The sequence below is a fragment of the Streptococcus sp. K0074 genome (genome assembly GCF_048843365.1).
GTDB classification, from domain to species: Bacteria; Bacillota; Bacilli; order Lactobacillales; family Streptococcaceae; genus Streptococcus; species Streptococcus mitis_BM.
In genome coordinates this window covers 532,148-552,167 of the sequence record NZ_CP184836.1, presented here as the reverse complement: position 1 = coordinate 552,167, position 20,020 = coordinate 532,148, and the positions used below count along the sequence as shown (strand labels likewise).

The 20,020-nt window shown below is 41.8% G+C and carries 11 protein-coding genes and 1 riboswitch; all 11 genes read right to left on the bottom strand.

Translation table 11 applies throughout. The features are described from left to right. Positions 1–116: 116 nt before the first annotated feature. The 11 genes from ACN076_RS02760 to ACN076_RS02710 all read right to left on the bottom strand — a co-directional run bounded on the left by ACN076_RS02760 (position 117) and on the right by ACN076_RS02710 (position 19,986). A complete protein-coding gene (locus ACN076_RS02760) occupies positions 117–9,479 on the bottom strand; it encodes a SasC/FmtB family protein (RefSeq protein WP_420790083.1) in 9,363 nt (3,120 codons plus the stop codon). Positions 9,480–9,949: 470 nt separating this feature from the next. Continuing rightward, the gene (gene pheT / locus ACN076_RS02755; protein ID WP_420790082.1) at positions 9,950–12,355 is read right to left on the bottom strand and encodes a phenylalanine--tRNA ligase subunit beta; all 2,406 of its coding nucleotides are present in this window, start codon (positions 12,353–12,355) and stop codon (positions 9,950–9,952) included. 76 nt (positions 12,356–12,431) lie between these two features. Beyond that, complete coding sequence (locus tag ACN076_RS02750; RefSeq protein ID WP_420790081.1) at positions 12,432–12,941, bottom strand: GNAT family N-acetyltransferase; 510 nt, start codon at positions 12,939–12,941, stop codon at positions 12,432–12,434. Next, positions 12,941–13,987, bottom strand: coding sequence for a phenylalanine--tRNA ligase subunit alpha (gene pheS, locus ACN076_RS02745; RefSeq protein WP_420790080.1), 1,047 nt, complete (start codon positions 13,985–13,987; stop codon positions 12,941–12,943). Before pheS ends, ACN076_RS02750 begins: the two co-directional genes overlap by 1 nt. Positions 13,988–14,257: 270 nt before the next feature. Continuing rightward, complete coding sequence (locus ACN076_RS02740; RefSeq protein WP_025171450.1) at positions 14,258–14,707, bottom strand: GNAT family N-acetyltransferase; 450 nt, start codon at positions 14,705–14,707, stop codon at positions 14,258–14,260. A gap of 4 nt (positions 14,708–14,711) precedes the next feature. Then, the gene (locus tag ACN076_RS02735; protein ID WP_000867300.1) at positions 14,712–15,131 is read right to left on the bottom strand and encodes a chromosome partitioning protein ParB; all 420 of its coding nucleotides are present in this window, start codon (positions 15,129–15,131) and stop codon (positions 14,712–14,714) included. A 27-nt stretch (positions 15,132–15,158) separates the two neighbouring features. Further along, on the bottom strand, positions 15,159–15,809 hold the full coding sequence (locus ACN076_RS02730) for a phosphatase PAP2 family protein (RefSeq protein ID WP_060805311.1): 651 nt from the start codon (positions 15,807–15,809) through the stop codon (positions 15,159–15,161). Further along, positions 15,799–16,362, bottom strand: coding sequence for an ECF transporter S component (locus ACN076_RS02725; protein ID WP_049510808.1), 564 nt, complete (start codon positions 16,360–16,362; stop codon positions 15,799–15,801). Before ACN076_RS02725 ends, ACN076_RS02730 begins: the two co-directional genes overlap by 11 nt. A 152-nt stretch (positions 16,363–16,514) precedes the next feature. Next, positions 16,515–16,733, bottom strand: a riboswitch (FMN riboswitch). A gap of 59 nt (positions 16,734–16,792) precedes the next feature. After that, the gene (locus ACN076_RS02720) at positions 16,793–17,296 is read right to left on the bottom strand and encodes a tRNA (cytidine(34)-2'-O)-methyltransferase (RefSeq protein WP_060805312.1); all 504 of its coding nucleotides are present in this window, start codon (positions 17,294–17,296) and stop codon (positions 16,793–16,795) included. Between the two features lie 192 nt (positions 17,297–17,488). Continuing rightward, on the bottom strand, positions 17,489–18,319 hold the full coding sequence (locus ACN076_RS02715; RefSeq protein ID WP_420790079.1) for an energy-coupling factor transporter transmembrane component T family protein: 831 nt from the start codon (positions 18,317–18,319) through the stop codon (positions 17,489–17,491). After that, positions 18,304–19,986, bottom strand: coding sequence for an ABC transporter ATP-binding protein (locus ACN076_RS02710; protein WP_420790078.1), 1,683 nt, complete (start codon positions 19,984–19,986; stop codon positions 18,304–18,306). The genes ACN076_RS02715 and ACN076_RS02710 overlap by 16 nt, the downstream gene beginning before the upstream one ends. Positions 19,987–20,020: the final 34 nt, after the last annotated feature.

The following is a 20,020-nucleotide window of genomic DNA, read 5'->3' as shown; positions in this document are numbered from 1 at the left end:
CCTGTATCAAAAATCTCCTAGCAGGCTTTCCTGCTAGGAGATTTTCTTGTGAGAGGTACTTGTTTAAGCTTTGAAAATCGGACTTATCATCTGATAATTATCAAATAATCTACCAATTAAGCTTCTTCGTCTTCTTTACGACGACGGCCTGCAAGACCGAGACCAAGTAATGCACTTGCAGCTGCTGCTACCATAGCTACAGTAGAATTTACTGTACCTGTATTTGGCAATTCTTTAGCCGCTTTACGCGCATTTGCTTGTGCTGATACTGTTTGGCTAGCATTAGCTGCTGCTTGAGTAGTAGCTGGAGCTACAGCTGGTGTTTGAGCAGATTGATCGTTAGCTGTATTTGCATGATTCGTTGATGGAGCAACTTTCGCCATGAAGTCTTCGATACGTTTAACCATTGCATCCACTTCTGCTTGACTTGCGTCTGCATTAGCAAATACTTTCTTAGCATCTGCTGATAATGCATTCGCTTCTTTTGCAGTTTCTGCATCAAGCTTAGCTGATTCTTTAATGATCAATTCATCTAATTGATGGATAGCACCTTCTAACTTAGCTTTATTAACTTTGGCTTCAGTGTTATTAGCTCCGTTATTTGCTCCATTTCCTTCATTTCCATGATTTTGTGAAACAATAACTTCAACAGGTACGTTAATTTCTTCTACGCTTCCATCTGCTAATTTAACTGTTACTTTAGCCATCACTGTACCTAATGCTGATGTTGTAGGTTTTTCAACCTTAACAATTTCTACACCGCTTGGTAAGTTTAGTTTTGATAAAACATCTTTATCCGTTAAAGATTCACCTTGCTTAACAGTTACAGAACCATTTACAAACAATTTTGATAAATCATATTCTTCTTGCTCACGAATAACTGCTGAAATACGGTAAACAAAGTTACGAATCGCTTGGTCTACATCTGCTTCTGTGGCTGCTTTTTGAATCGCTTCAATTGCTTCCTTAGCTTTGTTGACTACTTGTGCTTTTGCCGCTGCTTTTTCTGCTTCTGTTAAATCAGTTGCATTTTCAAGTTCAGCTAATTTCTTAGCTAATTCAGCTTCTACTTCTGCTTTGGCTTTAGCCTTGTAATCTGTTGTTGCTGGTGCTACTTTAGCGATTTCTGCTTTTCCTGCTTCTTTCGCTGCTTCTACTTCTGCTTCCGTTGTAGCTTTTTCTATTGCTTCGATTGCTTTCTTAGCTTCAGCTGCTACTTGTGCTTTTGCCGCTGCTTTTTCTGCATCTGAAAGTTTGTCGTTGGCATCGATCGCTGCTTCTTTGGCTTTTGCTGCTTTTTCGATTTCCGCTTTCGCTGCTGATTTTCCTACTTCTACCGCTGGTGCTGGTGTTACTTTAGCGATTTCTGCTTTTCCTTCAGCCTCTTTTGCGTCTACTCCAGCTTGGTCAGTTGCTGCATCGATTGCTTTCTTAGCTTCGTCTGCTGCTGCCTTAGCTTCTTCTTTCGCTGCTGATTTTTCTGCATCTGAAAGTTTGTCGTTAGCGTCGATCGCTTTGTCTTTTTCTGCCAATGCTGCATCTACTGCCGCTTTTGCTTTGTCTTTTCCTACTGGGTTGACTGCCGCTACTGCATCTGTTCCTTCAGTTGCTTTTGCGTCTACTCCAGCTTGGTCAGTTGCTGCATCGATTGCTTTCTTAGCTTCGTCCGCTGCTTTCTTAGCTTCTTCTTTCGCTGCTGATTTTTCTGCATCTGAAAGTTTGTCGTTAGCGTCGATCGCTTTGTCTTTTTCTGCCAATGCTGCATCTACTGCCGCTTTAGCTTTGTCTTTTCCTACTGGGTTTACTGCCGCTACTGCATCTGTTCCTTCAGTTGCTTTTGCGTCTACTCCAGCTTGATCAGTTGCTGCATCGATCGCTTTCTTAGCTTCGTCCGCTGCTTTCTTAGCTTCTTCTTTCGCTGCTGATTTTTCTGCATCTGAAAGTTTGTCGTTAGCGTCGATCGCTTTGTCTTTTTCTGCCAATGCTGCATCTACTGCCGCTTTAGCTTTGTCTTTTCCTACTGGGTTTACTGCCGCTACTGCATCTGTTCCTTCAGTTGCTTTTGCGTCTACTCCAGCTTGGTCAGTTGCTGCATCGATCGCTTTCTTAGCTTCGTCTGCTGCTTTCTTAGCTTCTTCTTTCGCTGCTGATTTTTCTGCATCTGAAAGTTTGTCGTTAGCGTCGATCGCTTTGTCTTTTTCTGCCAATGCTGCATCTACTGCCGCTTTTGCTTTGTCTTTTCCTACTGGGTTTACTGCCGCTACTGCATCTGTTCCTTCAGTTGCTTTTGCGTCTACTCCAGCTTGATCAGTTGCTGCATCGATCGCTTTCTTAGCTTCGTCCGCTGCTTTCTTAGCTTCTTCTTTCGCTGCTGATTTTTCTGCATCTGAAAGTTTGTCGTTAGCGTCGATCGCTTTGTCTTTTTCTGCCAATGCTGCATCTACTGCCGCTTTAGCTTTGTCTTTTCCTACTGGGTTTACTGCCGCTACTGCATCTGTTCCTTCAGTTGCTTTTGCGTCTACTCCAGCTTGGTCAGTTGCTGCATCGATCGCTTTCTTAGCTTCGTCCGCTGCTTTCTTAGCTTCTTCTTTCGCTGCTGATTTTTCTGCATCTGAAAGTTTGTCGTTAGCGTCGATCGCTTTGTCTTTTTCTGCCAATGCTGCATCTACTGCCGCTTTAGCTTTGTCTTTTCCTACTGGGTTTACTGCCGCTACTGCATCTGTTCCTTCAGTTGCTTTTGCGTCTACTCCAGCTTGGTCAGTTGCTGCATCGATCGCTTTCTTAGCTTCGTCCGCTGCTTTCTTAGCTTCTTCTTTCGCTGCTGATTTTTCTGCATCTGAAAGTTTGTCGTTAGCGTCGATCGCTTTGTCTTTTTCTGCCAATGCTGCATCTACTGCCGCTTTTGCTTTGTCTTTTCCTACTGGGTTGACTGCCGCTACTGCATCTGTTCCTTCAGTTGCTTTTGCGTCTACTCCAGCTTGGTCAGTTGCTGCATCGATTGCTTTCTTAGCTTCGTCCGCTGCTTTCTTAGCTTCTTCTTTCGCTGCTGATTTTTCTGCATCTGAAAGTTTGTCGTTAGCGTCGATCGCTTTGTCTTTTTCTGCCAATGCTGCATCTACTGCCGCTTTAGCTTTGTCTTTTCCTACTGGGTTTACTGCCGCTACTGCATCTGTTCCTTCAGTTGCTTTTGCGTCTACTCCAGCTTGATCAGTTGCTGCATCGATCGCTTTCTTAGCTTCGTCCGCTGCTTTCTTAGCTTCTTCTTTCGCTGCTGATTTTTCTGCATCTGAAAGTTTGTCGTTAGCGTCGATCGCTTTGTCTTTTTCTGCCAATGCTGCATCTACTGCCGCTTTAGCTTTGTCTTTTCCTACTGGGTTTACTGCCGCTACTGCATCTGTTCCTTCAGTTGCTTTTGCGTCTACTCCAGCTTGGTCAGTTGCTGCATCGATCGCTTTCTTAGCTTCGTCTGCTGCTTTCTTAGCTTCTTCTTTCGCTGCTGATTTTTCTGCATCTGAAAGTTTGTCGTTAGCGTCGATCGCTTTGTCTTTTTCTGCCAATGCTGCATCTACTGCCGCTTTTGCTTTGTCTTTTCCTACTGGGTTTACTGCCGCTACTGCATCTGTTCCTTCAGTTGCTTTTGCGTCTACTCCAGCTTGATCAGTTGCTGCATCGATCGCTTTCTTAGCTTCGTCCGCTGCTTTCTTAGCTTCTTCTTTCGCTGCTGATTTTTCTGCATCTGAAAGTTTGTCGTTAGCGTCGATCGCTTTGTCTTTTTCTGCCAATGCTGCATCTACTGCCGCTTTAGCTTTGTCTTTTCCTACTGGGTTTACTGCCGCTACTGCATCTGTTCCTTCAGTTGCTTTTGCGTCTACTCCAGCTTGGTCAGTTGCTGCATCGATCGCTTTCTTAGCTTCGTCCGCTGCTTTCTTAGCTTCTTCTTTCGCTGCTGATTTTTCTGCATCTGAAAGTTTGTCGTTAGCGTCGATCGCTTTGTCTTTTTCTGCCAATGCTGCATCTACTGCCGCTTTAGCTTTGTCTTTTCCTACTGGGTTGACTGCCGCTACTGCATCTGTTCCTTCAGTTGCTTTTGCGTCTACTCCAGCTTGATCAGTTGCTGCATCGATTGCTTTCTTAGCTTCGTCTGCTGCTTTCTTAGCTTCTTCTTTCGCTGCTGATTTTTCTGCATCTGAAAGTTTGTCGTTAGCGTCGATCGCCTTGTCTTTTTCTGCCAATGCTGCATCTACTGCCGCTTTAGCTTTGTCTTTTCCTACTGGGTTGACTGCCGCTACTGCATCTGTTCCTTCAGTTGCTTTTGCGTCTACTCCAGCTTGATCAGTTGCTGCATCGATTGCTTTCTTAGCTTCGTCTGCTGCTTTCTTAGCTTCTTCTTTCGCTGCTGATTTTTCTGCATCTGAAAGTTTGTCGTTAGCGTCGATCGCTTTGTCTTTTTCTGCCAATGCTGCATCTACTGCCGCTTTAGCTTTGTCTTTTCCTACTGGGTTGACTGCCGCTACTGCATCTGTTCCTTCAGTTGCTTTTGCGTCTACTCCAGCTTGATCAGTTGCTGCATCAATCGCTTTCTTAGCTTCGTCTGCTGCTTTCTTAGCTTCTTCTTTCGCTGCTGATTTTTCTGCATCTGAAAGTTTGTCGTTAGCGTCGATCGCTTTGTCTTTTTCTGCTAATGCTGCATCTACTGCGGCTTTAGCGGCTGGTTTTGCTTTTGCTGCTGGATCTACATCTGCTACTTTTGTAGTTCCTTTGTCTTCTGCTGCCGCTACTGCATCATCTGTCTTCGCTTTATCAACATTTGCTTTAGCTGCATCTGCCAATTTACGTGCTTCTGCTTTGGCTGCTTCTTTTTCTTCAGTAGTCAAGTCAGGACGTTTCTCAATTTCTGCAACTTTTGCAGTATAAGCATCTTCAATCGCTTGTTTTGCGGCTGGTTTTACTTCTGCTTTTGGCACTACAGGGGTAATTGTTCCTACTCCTGCTTCTTTAGCTGCCGTTACATCTGCATTAGAGTCTGCTTTATCGATGGCTTCTTTGGCTGCTTCTGCTTTGGCACGTGCTTCTTCTTTAGCGGCTTCTTTTTCCTCTATTGTTGATTCAGTTTTTGCATCAATTGCTTTTTCTTGTGCTTTTAATGCTGCATCGATGGCCGCTTTTGCTGCTGGTTTTGCTTTTGCTGCTGGATCTACATCTGCTACTTTTGTAGTTCCTTTGTCTTCTGCTGCCGCTACTGCATCATCTGTCTTCGCTTTATCAACATTTGCTTTAGCTGCATCTGCCAATTTACGTGCTTCTGCTTTGGCTGCTTCTTTTTCTTCTGTTGTTAACTCAGGACGTTTCTCAATTTCTGCAACTTTTGCAGTATAAGCATCTTCAATCGCTTGTTTTGCGGCTGGTTTTACTTCTGCTTTTGGCACTACAGGGGTAATTGTTCCTACTCCTGCTTCTTTAGCTGCCGTTACATCTGCATTAGAGTCTGCTTTATCGATGGCTTCTTTGGCTGTTTCTGCTTTCGCTCTAGCGTCTTCTTTAGCAGCTTCTTTTTCTTCTGTTGTTGAATCTGCTTTAGCATCGATAGCTTTTTCTTGTGCTTTTAATGCGGCTTCTACGGCTTTTTTAGCTGTGTCTTTTTCCACACCTGCTGGATCTACTGCTTCAACTTTTCCTGTTCCAGATTCTTTTGCGGTTGCTACTGCATCATCTGTCTTCGCTTTATCAACATTTGCTTTGGCTGCATCTGCTAACTTACGTGCTTCTGCTTTAGCTGCTTCTTTTTCTTCTGTTGTTAACTCAGGACGTTTTTCAATCTCTGCAACTTTTGCAGTATAAGCATCTTCAATCGCTTGTTTTGCGGCTGGTTTTACTTCTGCTTTTGGTTCTACAGGCGTAATTGTTCCTACTCCTGCATCCTTAGCTGCTGCTACATTCGCATTAGAATCTGCTTTATCGATAGCTTCTTTGGCTGCTTCTGCTTTCGCTCTAGCTTCTTCTTTAGCAGCTTCTTTTTCTTCTGTTGTTGAATCTGCTTTTGCGTCAATCGCTTTTTCTTGTGCTTTTAATGCGGCTTCTACGGCCTTTTTAGCTGTGTCTTTTTCTACAGCTGCTGGATCTACTGCTTCTACTTTTCCTGTTCCAGATTCTTTTGCTGTTTCTACTGCATCGTCTGTCTTCGCTTTATCAACATTTGCTCTGGCTGCATCTGCTAATTTACGTGCTTCTGCTTTGGCTGCTGCTTTTTCTTCAGTAGTTAACTCAGGACGTTTCTCAATTTCTGCAACTTTTGCAGTATAAGCATCTTCAATCGCTTGTTTTGCGGCTGGTTTTACTTCTGCTTTTGGCACTACAGGGGTAATTTTTCCTACTCCTGCTTCTTTAGCTGCTGCTACATTCGCATTAGAATCTGCTTTATCGATAGCTTCTTTGGCTGCTTCTGCTTTCGCTCTAGCTTCTTCTTTAGCAGCTTCTTTTTCTTCTGTTGTTGAATCTACTTTTGCGTCAATCGCTTTTTCTTGTGCTTTTAATGCGGCTTCTACGGCCTTTTTAGCTGTGTCTTTTTCTACAGCTGCTGGATCTACTGCTTCGACTTTTCCTGTTCCAGATTCTTTTGCTGTTTCTACTGCATCGTCTGTCTTCGCTTTATCAACATTTGCTCTGGCTGCATCTGCCAATTTACGTGCTTCTGCTTTGGCTGCTTCTTTTTCTTCTGTTGTTAACTCAGGACGTTTCTCAATTTCTGCAACTTTTGCAGTATAAGCATCTTCAATCGCTTGTTTTGCGGCTGGTTTTACTTCTGCTTTTGGCACTACAGGGGTAATTTTTCCTACTCCTGCTTCTTTAGCTGCTGCTACATTCGCATTAGAATCTGCTTTATCGATGGCTTCTTTGGCTGCTTCTGCTTTCGCTCTAGCTTCTTCTTTAGCAGCTTCTTTTTCTTCTGTTGTTGAATCTGCTTTTGCGTCAATCGCTTTTTCTTGTGCTTTTAATGCGGCTTCTACGGCCTTTTTAGCTGTGTCTTTTTCTACAGCTGCTGGATTGTAAGATTCTATTTTATTAATCCCTGAAATCTCTGCACGTTCTACACTCGCATCTGTTGTCGCTCCATCTACTAAAGCTTTTGCTTCATCTGCTTTCTTCTTAGCTTCAGCTAACGCAGTAGTTTTTTCTTCTGTTGTTAAATTATCATTACCATTGATTTCTGCATTTTTAAGTTCTAATGATTTTTGAATCTCTGCTTTTGCTGCATCCTTAGAGACTTCAACAGGAAAAATAGGGGTAATCTTCGATGTTTGTGTTGCGCCTATTGTTGCCACATCATCCACTGTTTTCGCTGCATCTACCGCCAAATTTGCTTTATCTAAAGCATCTTCAACTTTCGCTTTTGCTTCTGCTTTTTCTTCCCTTGTAGCATTATTCTTAGTATCTATTGCAACTTTTTGTTCTTTTGCAACTTTATCTAAATCTAACTTAGCTTTCTCTTTAGCTAATAAAATAGGAAAATTGTTAATAGTATCTTGATCTGCTCTATCTTCTATTGGAGTAGCATCAGTTTCTGATAGAACTTTTTTTGCATCACGAAGTGCTTTTTGTAAACTATTCCAAGATTCTGTTGAATAATCATCCTTATTCAACGTCTTAAGTGTTTCTTCCATTTGTGTCACAGATGTTTGTAAATCATCTTTATACATCTTGACAGTAACTGTTTGAGCAGGAATATCTACTGAACCTTGTTTTACTGTTGATTCTGTTTTAATAAATTCATTACGAATACCGTACTCTTGTCCACCAACAGTTGCTTGGTTTACACTTAAAGACCTTTCATTCATACTAAAGCCTTTTGTACGATAACTAACATGACCTGTTAATGTTTCTCTTGTAGGTTTATCTGCGGGTAGTGTTATTGTATAATCAAATTTTACTGGTTGATCCCTTTTTACTTCGCCTATTTTTAGAGTTAGTGTACGAGATGACTCGTCAAATGAATAAGATTTGACATTTGTACCTGATTTATATGTTGCTCCCTTAGGAAGAACAACCTTATATTCAGCATCCATAGCATCTCCATACCCTTCATTCGTGAGGGTAGCACTCACGGTTGAATCAACTACTTTAGCCGAAGAGGATGTTGCTGTCTCTGTATACGCAATGTTGTTTACGCTAGAGGTCACAAATGATCCTGAAGATACTTTAACATCCCCCACCACTGAACTTCCCCATTCATTGGGGATTAGGTGGTTCTTCATATTTGCTGTATCAAAAGAAGAATTCACTGTAGATGAAAATGTTAAGCGAATTTTACTTACATTTGCTGGAATGTTTAAGATACCTCTAAAAACTCCATATTTAGCTTCATTTAAAAACGGCGATCCTTTATATAAAATATCTCCTGGATTTGACGCATCTGAAACGGTTACTTGAACCCCATTATACCCGTTAGCATTCCATACACTTGATCCTACAAACCGGATAACTGCTTCTCCACCAGGTGTAACATCAATATCCTGATAAATTGGACCTGAACCTTCTTTTCTTTTTCCACCATAGAAATTATGGTTAGTATATAACCCTAAATTGGCTCCTACTTTATTTGGTGTTTTACCAAAAGTAAGATAGTTATAAGCTGGCAGAGCGTTAGGGGCCCATACTAAATCAAAACGATTAGTCTTTCCATCTGTTTTATCTAGTTTCCAACCCACCATTTGATCTTCAGTTACTGCACTATATGTATTAGCTGCATTTCTAGGACCTTCTGTTGGAATAGTAGCTCCTTTGCTGGTATCTGAAAAATCTCCATTTATTATTTGACCTGTATTTTTACGGTTCTTAGCTAATGGGTCATTTTCATTTGAAGATGTTGCTGCTACTGTATCCACAGAAGTAGCATCTACAGCACGTTTTTTACGTGATTTTGGTTTGCTGCTTTCTGTTGTTGCAGTTTCTTCTGCAGGTTTTGTTGTTGCTACTGATGTCGCAGATGGCTCTTCAGCTTTTACTGTTGTTTGTTGTTTGTTTTCTACGCTATTTGCTTCTGCAGATGATGCCTCAGTGTTTTTTTCTGCTGATTTTTCTTCTGTTGTTGAAGTAGTAGATGATACTACTGGCGCTGGAGTAGCATCAGCAGGTTTTGAAGTAGTTGTGTCTGCTTGAGCTTTCGAAACAGTAGCTGACTCCACTGATGTTGAGCTTGCATCAGCAGGTGTTGGAGTAGTTGTATCTGCTTGAGCTTTCGAAACAGTAGCTTCACTGCTACCAGAATTTTCATCCAACTGATTATTTGCTGGAGTAGCTGCTAGGGCAGAATCTGTTGCTGTTACGTTTGGTTCTGCTGCATACACTGCACCATTTCCCAAAAACATAAAAAATGCTGCAACCGCTACACTGGCCGCACCAAAACTTACTTTTCTGACAGAGTAACGAGTTACCTTCTCACGACGTGAGCGTTCTACTCGACTCATAGAATGATTATTTTCCATCTATAAAGACTCCTTTATAATTTATTAAACTAGTGAAGACGGCAATACTAGTTAATATATATATATATATATATTAACTGAAAGAATCACATATGCACTACTTTAATTCTAATTTTATCATTGTTATGCTAATAAATCAAGTATTTTGATTTATTAGACAGAAAAATAAAAATACACTTAGATTTTATTTCATGCCGAAGTTGAAACAGCACATTGAAACTTCTAAAACATTGCTATAAACTTGTTTGAATTCCCCAATAGATTTGTTCGCAGTTTATTTCAATCTACTGTAGTCTTAAACAGTTATAAAAGCGAAATCAAGAAAGTATATAAGAACAGCTTCATTCACACTAACAAGACCTAAGATTTAAAAACAAAAAACGAACAAAATAGAATTCTAACCGTCTAGAAAACTAGTTTTATTCGTTTTTTATGTTTAAGTCTAAACTTTCATTTCAAACTCTAATAACTTAACGCACTTCTGCATTGACTTTTTCTTCAAGCGATGCTTGGATTTTTTCCATGTAGCGTGCTACTTCTTCGTCCGTCAAGCTATCTTCTGGATTTTGGAAAGTCAAGCTATAAGCCATTGACTTCATACCAAGTCCCAATTTTTCGCCTGAGAAAACGTCAAAGAGTTTGATATCTGTCAAACGTTTCACGCCGGCAGCTTGGATAGCATCTACAACTTCTTGATGAGTCACTTCTGCCTTGAGGAGAAGGGCAACGTCACGGCTGACTGCTGGGAATTTGGTGATTTCCACAAATGGAGCATCAGGTTGAAGCGCTGCTTCGATGGCTGAAAGGTTGAGCTCAGCCACATAAGTTTCTGGAATATCGTAGGCCTTAGCAGTGACTGGATGCACTTGACCAAGGAAACCAAGAACTTGGTCACCTAGTGAAATCATGGCTGTACGACCTGGGTGGAGGCTAGCAATTTCAGATGTTGCTGTATAAGTTACTTGGAGGCCCAAACGAGCAAATAGGGCTTCAAGGATTCCTTTAGCATAGAAGAAATCAACTGGAACTGCTACTGTTTGGAAATCTTTTTCAGCAACCAAGCCTGTCAAGGCAAAGGCAAAACTGTTGATTTCATTTGGAAGTTCTTCTTTTGGATTGCCTGTTTGTTCAAAGACTTTTCCAATTTCGTAAAGGGCCAAGTTTTTGTTCTTACGAGCCACGTTATAAGCAACTGTATCTAGGATACCAGAAATCATATTTTGACGGAGAACAGAACGGTCCACTGTCATTGGCCACATAAGTTCAGTAAGGTTACTTGGTTGAGCCGTAAACTCAACTGCTTTTTCAGGAGTTGTTAGAGCATAGGTGATGATTTCTGTCAAACCTGCTCCTTCAGCAATAGTACGAACCTGACGGCGGAGTTTTTGTGTCGCAGTCAATTCACCAGCTGTCCCATCGCCTTTTGGAAGGCTGGTTGGCAAGCGGTCATAACCATAGATACGAGCGATTTCTTCAAAGAGGTCTGCCTCGATTGTGATATCCCAACGACGACGTGGTACGCTGACTGTAAAACTGTCTGCATTTCCAGAAAGACCAAAGCCCAGACGACGGAAGACGTCTTCTACATCAGCATAAGAAAGATCAGTTCCGAGGACACGATTAACATCAGCAAGAGTTGAAGAAACTTCCACATCAGAGGTATCAAGCTCACCCGCTGAAACGATACCTTTACGCACCGTCGCACCTGCAAGTTCTGCAATCATGCTAGCCGCAGCATCAAGGGCTTCGTTAACAGTTGCCACATTGATACCTTTTTCAAAGCGAGAAGATGACTCAGAACGAAGGTTAAGACGACCGCTGGTCTTACGAATTGATTTGCCATTGAAAACAGCAGCTTCAAGAACAACACGAGTAGACTTTTCAGAGATTTCTGTTGCTTGACCACCCATAACACCTGCAAGGGCTACTGGCTTGTCTGCGACAGTGATGACTAGGTCATTTGTTTCCAAGTCACGTTCTTCACCATCCAAGGTCACTAATTTTTCACCAGCACGCGCTTCACGTACACGGATGTCACTCCCTTCAAAGGTATCCAAGTCAAAGGCGTGCATAGGTTGACCAAAGTAAAGCAAGATATAGTTGGTTACGTCTACCACGTTATTGATGGGACGGATGCCTTCGTTCATGAGAAGGTTTTGCAACCATTGTGGACTTGGTGCGATGGTCACATTGTCCAAGATACGAGCTGCATAGTAAGGCGCCTTGTCTGTCTCAATGTCCACAGAAAGAGCATCTGCTGCTGCTTGGTCAGTTTCTGAAAGAGTAAATTCTTTAAAGTTGACTGCCTTATCGTAGATAGCTGCTACTTCGTGAGCTACCCCACGCATAGAAAGGGCATCTGCACGGTTGGGTGTGATAGAAAGTTCGATGATTTCATCATCCAAGTCTAGGTATGAGAAGACATCCTCACCTGGAACGGCATTTTCTGGCAAGATTTGGATGCCATCTGCGAATTCCTTAGGTACAACTGAGTCAGAAATTCCCAATTCACCAAGTGAACAGATCATCCCAAGTGACTCAAGACCGCGGATTTTCCCTTTTTTGATCTTGTAATTGTCAGCAATGCGAGCTCCTGGAAGAGCCACCATAACCTTGATACCAGCACGCACATTTGGGGCCCCACAAACGATTTGACGAGCTTCTTCTTCGCCAACGTTAACCTGACAAACATGGAGGTGAGTTTCTGGCACATCTTCGCAAGACAAGACCTCACCGACGACAATTTTTGAGAGACCAGCAGCCGGTGATTCCACACCTTCGACCTCGATCCCTGTAGTTGACATTTTTTCAGCCAACTCTTGTGATGGCACATCAATGTCCACCAATTCTTTTAACCATTTATAAGATACAAGCATAATTTAGTTCTCCAGAATGACAGTTGCCACTCTAGTTCTTTTCCTTTCCTATCATTTCAATAGAAGAATCATCTTCTTACCTTAATTTCTTTCTCAGTAACCAATCCGTATCTACTTTTTGACCAACCATAAAATGATGTTGGCTAAATTTTTCAAAACCATATCGATTATAAAACGCTTGAGCTTTTGTATTATGCTCCCAAACACCTAGCCAAGCCCAAGAAAAATTATTTTTTGTAGCAAGTTCAAGAGCAAATTCAAACAGTTGCTTACCGAATCCAAATCCTTGGAATTTTTGTAGCACATAGAGGCGTTGAATTTCAAAAGCATCCTCTAATTTTCTCTCAGTCTGAGCACTTCCCCAGTTGACTTTGAGAAAACCAGCTATCTCCTCTTCATGCATAATGAAATAGGTTTCGGATTCTGGATTTTCCAACTCAGTTGACAAAACTCTCAGACTATAAGCCTCTTCAAAGTATTCCTGTAACTGCTCTTCCGTATTATCATGCGCAAATGTTTCACGAAAGGTTTGTTTGGCTATTTTAGCCAACACCTCAACATCTGGCATTTCTACTTTTCTAATCATTATTTAAACTGTTCTGAGAAGCGGACATCTCCTTGGTAGAAGCCACGAATATCGTTGATTCCATAACGGAGCATAGCTACACGCTCTTGACCAAGACCAAAGGCAAATCCAGAGTAAACAGTCGCATCGATACCACTCATTTCAAGGACACGTGGGTGAACCATACCGGCACCCATAATCTCGATCCAACCTGTTTTCTTACATACATTACAGCCTTCTCCACCACACTTGAAGCAAGAAACATCCACCTCAACAGATGGCTCTGTGAATGGGAAGTAAGATGGGCGCAGACGAATCTGACGCTCTTCACCAAACATTTTTTGGATAATCAACTGAAGGGTTCCTTGAAGGTCAGCCATAGAGATGTTCTTCCCAACAACCAAGCCTTCGATTTGGTGGAACTGGTGACTGTGGGTCGCATCGTCTGTGTCACGACGGAACACACGCCCTGGCGAGATCATTTTCAAAGGACCTTTGGAGAAATCATGGGCATCCATAGCACGAGCTTGAACTGGAGACGTGTGAGTACGGAGCAAGATTTCTTCAGTGATATAGAATGTGTCCTGCATATCGCGGGCTGGATGATCTTTCGGAAGGTTCATACGTTCAAAGTTATAGTAGTCTTGCTCCACTTCAAAACCATCCACGACTTGGTAACCCATACCAATGAAAATATCTTCGATTTCTTCACTGGTTTGTGTCAAAACGTGGCGGTGACCCGTCGCAACAGGGCGACCTGGAAGTGTCACATCGATACTCTCGCTAGCCAGTTGAGCTGCGACTTTCTTTTCTTCCAATAGTTTAGCTGTTTCTTCAAAGGCTGCTGTCAAGACATCACGAGCTTCATTGACGTGTTTCCCGATAATCGGACGCATCTCAGCAGAGACATCTTTCATCCCTTTGAGGATTTCAGTAAGTGAACCCTTTTTCCCAAGGACAGAAACACGCAAATCTTGCATCTCTTTTTTATTTTCAGCAGTAATCTGCTTCAAGCTAGCCAGCGTTTCTTCACGAAGCGCTTTTAATTGTTCTTCAATAGTTGACATAATTCCTCCATCAGTCTCTCGTAGATAAAAAGAAAACCACATGCCAAAAACTCCACTCGGAGCGTTGACACGCGGTACCATCCGTTTTTATCTGACAAGTCAGACCTTCATTTCTAAATCCATGCACAAGTGAATTCACCCAGCTTTCATATAGAGAGCTTGCAGTCACGGCTCTCCTCCCTGATATACTTCCCTTGAGTTACTAGTCTTGCAGATTTCTATTCAATTACTACATAGTTTATCAGATTTTGAGTTAAAAAACAAGTTAGATTAGATTAATTTCAATACAAAACTCATTCCTTTTTCTGTTGCTCCATTTTCCACAAATCCAAGCGACTTGAAACACCTCCTAGAAGCATGATTGTAGGTGTAGATTTCCTTGACTCTCAATTCTTTCCATCCTTTTACTCGAGCCAATTCAATCAAAGCACTTAGAATCTTTTTTCCAAGTCCTCGATGTTGGTAAGCGGAATTCCCAATCACAATGGGGAGATTATCCTGAGATAGTGTAACATCCCCAATTGGAAACCATTCTCCCTTCTCCTTGACTTCAATCCAAAAAAGTTCACCATGCTGATCCAAATGGGAATACATAGCTTCCAAAGTTTCTTGACTATAAGGTTTCTTCACACCATCTACGAGGTGAACTAAGTTCACATCCTGATACCAAGCAAAAGCTTCTTCACAATGATTGACCTTATAATAAGGAACAAGACGCAGTGCATTATCTATTTGTAAAATCCGTTTCATCTGCTTTCCTTTTCCACAAAATAGTTGCTGCTTGATTAAAACCATCACACCAGTTATACCATTTTGCTTCATACTCATCTTGAGCTAAGATATGATTTTTTAAATCCAGAACAGAGTAAATCATTCTTTCCTCACAAGCTTGCGCATAGAGATGATATAGTTCATCACCACCATCTCTATCCCACTCAGCAGAAATCGTATCCCGACCTGCCAATAAAGCCTGATAAGCCCTGTGATGTCCATCTGTAATCAACAAGCAATTTCCAAAGGCAAGAATACTGATTGGATCGACTTGGATTGTTTCTGCCGACTGGTAAAGCATCTGAATATCTTGCAACTTCTTTTCTGATAAGTATAGTTGAGTCGGATGAAGATCTGCTATATTGACTTTCATTTCTTTCTCCTCAAAGGAATTTGATACTCACTTCTGCTTGCCTTTAAATCGCCATTGGAATCGGAGTTTGTCATAGAAGGGAAACTCGATAAACAAGACTCCCAAACCTACACAGAGACTGGCAAGGACGTCTGATGGATAGTGAACTCCCAGATAGACCCTCGATACCAGCACACTGACTAGGTAGAGACCAAGAAACATTTGCACGATTTTTCTCCAGACTGGATTTTTAATTCGTTGACTGAGAATGACAATCAAAGAGCCGACCATCAAAGTCACAGCCAGAGAATGCCCGCTTGGAAAGGAAAATCCCTTCTCCTCTACCAAGTGTAAAATAGCTGGTCGTGGACGCTGGTAAATATTTTTAAAGGTCACGATTAAAAGACCTGCCAAAGCTAGATTTCCCAGCATGAAGAAACTTTCTATCTTCCACCGCTTACGATAAAAGACAAAAGCTGTAATGACAACCCAAGTGATAATCACTGGAATATCAATCAAGCGTGTGATGACCCTAAAAAGAATAGTCAAGTAATCTGGCAAGTCTCCTCGAACGGTAGTCTGAATCGGTTGGTCAAAACCGACCAGCGTTTCAGGGTAAAATTTGACCATGTAACCAAGAATAACGAAAAGTAAAAGGGCAAAACTGCCCTTCATTAAAAATGTTTGTTTATCTCTCATAATGTTTTAAGGTTGGTTTCAAGAGAACATACAACAACCAGAATGAAACGGAAAAGATTACACCCTCAATCAAGTTAAAAGGTAATACCATGGTCATTAGGTAGTTGGAAAGTCCCAAAATTTTTCCAATATCAAAGTTAGCAAACTTAGCGTACAAAGGAACAGCATAAACATAGTTGAGAACCAACATAGCCACGGTTAAACCAATAGTCCCAGCTAGAGAGCCTAGTAGGAAACGAAGGGGTGTCCGTTCCTTTTTCCAAATCAAAGCAAATACGATGACAAAAACTCCCAAAGCTACGATATTCATTGGCAAACCAATGTAAGTATTCACTCCCTGGCTGTTAAGAAGCAATTTCAAGAGTGAACGAAGCAAGAGAATTCCTAAAGCAGCAGGCAAATCCATGACCACCAAGCCCACAAGGACTGGCAAGATACTAAATTCGATCTTAAGGAAGGATGCCGCTGGTAGAAGCGGAAAGTCAAAGTACATCAGCACAAATGAGATGGCTGATAAAATCGCAATGGTCGAAAGTCGACGTGTGTTTGTCATAACAGGTTCCTCCAATTTTCTATAAAATCAGAAGAAGTTAGAAAGGATTCCTCTATCTATTCTCACTTTTTATATCCCAAAAGTTCCCACTTACTCCGTTAAGCGAGCGGTTACAGTTTATCTATAAATCCATCAGAACAGACAAGCTATTCTTTCGTCTTCTCCCATCCAGACTATACTGTCGGTTGTGGAATCTCACCACATCAGCTTGCGCTCGCGGACTTATTTGGCTAAGATATTTTAGATTTATCTAGGCGTCGCAGTCGAAGATAATACTTAAAGTATATCGAGACAAGACAACGACGAGAAAGCTAAAATAGCTAGTCAAATTTACCGCCGGTCGGGAATTTCACCCTGCCCTGAAGACTCTTTTATCATAACAAAAAACGCTTGCAAGCGCAAGCATTTTGTTCGTTTTCATTTTCATTTTTTATTTCAACTTATCCACTTCATAGGTATGAACGAGCTCAAGACCTGCAAAGTTCTGCTGGCGAAGGGCTTCGTAGACAATCATGCAGACGGTATTAGACACATTGAGACTGCGGACATGTTCATCATTCATGGGAATACGGAGAGCCTTCTCAGGATGTTCTCGCATAAAGTCCTCAGGCAAGCCCTTGTCTTCACGTCCAAAGAGAAAATAATGGTCTTCGTCAGTCGATAAATCCACCTCAGAATACACGTTCTCAGCAAATTTCGAAATCAGATAGAGTTTTCCTTCCATCTGGGACATGAAATCTTCCAAACTGTCGTAAAAATAAATCTCTAGCTTATCCCAATAATCCAGCCCAGCTCGCTTCATCTTGCGATCATCGATAGGAAAGCCCATAGGCTTGATGATGTGGAGGGGAGAATTGGTCGCAGCGCAAGTACGCGCGATATTGCCTGTATTTTGTGGAATTTGTGGTTCAAATAATACAATGTGATTTGTCATGACTTGCTTCCTTTCACCATTGCAAAAAAATAGCCACACTGCCCGGAGTCAAGCTCAGCAAACAGCGTGGTTAAGGCATCGTTAACTTACCTCACAACAGGTTTGAAGTAAATCAGCGAAACTACTTTCCTAGTATAACACTTTCAGAATCATTGTCAATAGAAACGACTTGATTTTTTCAATTTTTTCAAGCTATTTCCAAGGGTTGTAAAATCGTCCCTGATTCTGCAAGATAAGTAGTAAACTAGCTACTAAAAACAAGGCTGCCAAGAACAAGGTAAGATAGTCTCCTTTTTTCAAGGCCTGGTAACTATACCAAGTGCGTTTTTTCTCTTTTCCAAAGCGGCGAAGCTCCATGGCGGTCGCGATGGTATCAATGCGTTCTAGCGAACTGAAAATCAAGGGAGTAATAATGCGCAGATTGCCTTTGATTCGTTGCATAAGAGAAGCTTTCTTGGATAATTCCATCCCACGCGCCTCCTGAGACATCTTAATAGTAAAGAATTCTTCCTGCAAATCTGGAATATAGCGCAAAGTCAGGCTGACAGAATAGGCAATCTTATAGGGCACACCAATTTGATTTAAACTGGAAGCAAACTGACTAGGGTGGGTTGTCATCAAAAAGATAATAGCCAGAGGAATAGTGCAAAGGTACTTAATAGCCAAATTTAGCAGATAAAAGAGTTCTTGACTGGTCAGAGTGTAGGCACCAATTCCCTGCCAAATCACACTTCTCTCTCCGTAAAGTCCAACCCCATACTCGGGAGAAAAGAGATAGACCATCAAGACATTCAAAATAGCAAATACCGTCGCAAAAACTGCTACAAAGGAAACATCTTTAAAACGGATTTCTGACAAATAGAGGAGAAAGAGCGAAAAGATGGCAATCAGAACAAGCAGTCTGGTATCATAGCTAATCATGGCCGCCAATGACACGAGGATGAAAAAGAGAAGTTTTCCAGCTCCTGACAAGCGATGAATCACAGTATCTCTATGCTGGTAACCAATTAATTTAGCTTGCATCCTTCTCTCCTTTCTTTGTAAAATGCCGTTAAAGTAAGTGGATCCACGTCTAGTTTCTTGGCCAAGTTGAAGATAGAAGTTTCTTTTAGGTTGGCTTTTACTAACAGCTCAGGATTGCTCAACAGACTAGCTGGATCGGTATCGGCAATCAATTCTCCATCAACCATGACAAGAGCACGATCAGAATAATCCAGCATCAATTGCATATCATGGGTAATCATGACAATGGTATGCCCTTTTTGGTGCAGTTCTTCGAGAAATTCCATAATCTCAGTATAATTCTTCTGGTCTTGACCTGCTGTTGGCTCATCTAAGAGGATAATTTCAGCTCCCAAGACCAAAATTGAGGCAATAGTGACACGTTTTTTCTGACCAAATGACAGGGCAGAAATGGGCCAATTACGGAATTCGTAAAGCCCACAGATTTTCAAGGTTTCATAGACTCTCGTTTCAATTTCCTGCTCGTCCACACCTCGCAAACGAAGCCCTAGAGCCACCTCATCAAAAATCATATTAGTTGAAATCATTTGATTGGGATTTTGCAGCACATAGCCTACTCGTTCCGCCCGCTCTGCAACAGAATCTCCTTTTATATCCTGCCCTTCCCAAAGGTAAGAACCTTCCGTCTGGATAAAGCTACTTAAAGCCTTGGCTAGAGTTGACTTCCCTGCTCCATTTTTCCCAACAATGGCAATCTTTTCACCCTTTTTAATATCCAAATGTAGGGATTTTAAAATCAGTCTATCATCATAAGAAAAAGACACATCCTCTAGTCTAAAGAGTGACTGTAATTCTGGGGCCTCTTTTACCAGTTCCGTTCGCAACTGAAGCTGATCTTTCGAGATAGACAAGTTATCCAGATTTGCTAATTGTTCTTCCTTGGCTAAATCCACACCCAATTGACGGAGAGTGGTTAGATAAAGGGGTTCTCGAATTCCATTTTGGGTCAACAAATCAGTCGCCAATAACTGATCAGGACTCCCATTAAAGAGGATACGGCCATCGTTTATCAAGACAATCCGATCCACAGGACGATGCAGAACATCCTCCAAACGGTGCTCGATAATAAGAGTCGTCGTCCCCTCCTCCTTATGAATCTGATCAATCAATTCGATAATATCCTGACCTGACTTGGGATCAAGATTGGCGAGTGGCTCATCAAACAAGAGAATCGGACTCTCATCAATCAAGACACCAGCCAGACTGACCCGCTGCTTTTGTCCACCTGACAAATCCTGTGGACGCTGAGACAGTAAAGAAAGAAGGTCCAGCTTTTCAGCCCATTTATGAACACGGCTTTTCATCTCCTCTAGATCTGTCACATCATTTTCCAGAGCAAAAGCCAAATCTTCTGCTACGGACAAGCCGATAAACTGCCCATCTGTATCCTGCAAAACTGTACTGACCAGATGAGATTTATCATAGATGCTCATATCAAAAGCGGCTTGCCCCTTAATTAAAAATTCTCCAGATGGCTGCCCCTTGTAAATATTGGGAATTATCCCATTCAAACACTGACCCAAGGTAGATTTACCTGACCCAGATGGCCCAACAATTACGACTTTCTCTCCCTTGTAAATGGTCAAGTCTACCCCTTGCAAGGTCGGTTCTTGTTGTGTTTCATACCGGAAAGAGAAATCCTTCCACTCAATTATAGCTTCTTTCATCTTACTCTCTTCATTCGCTTCTTCTACTCAATGA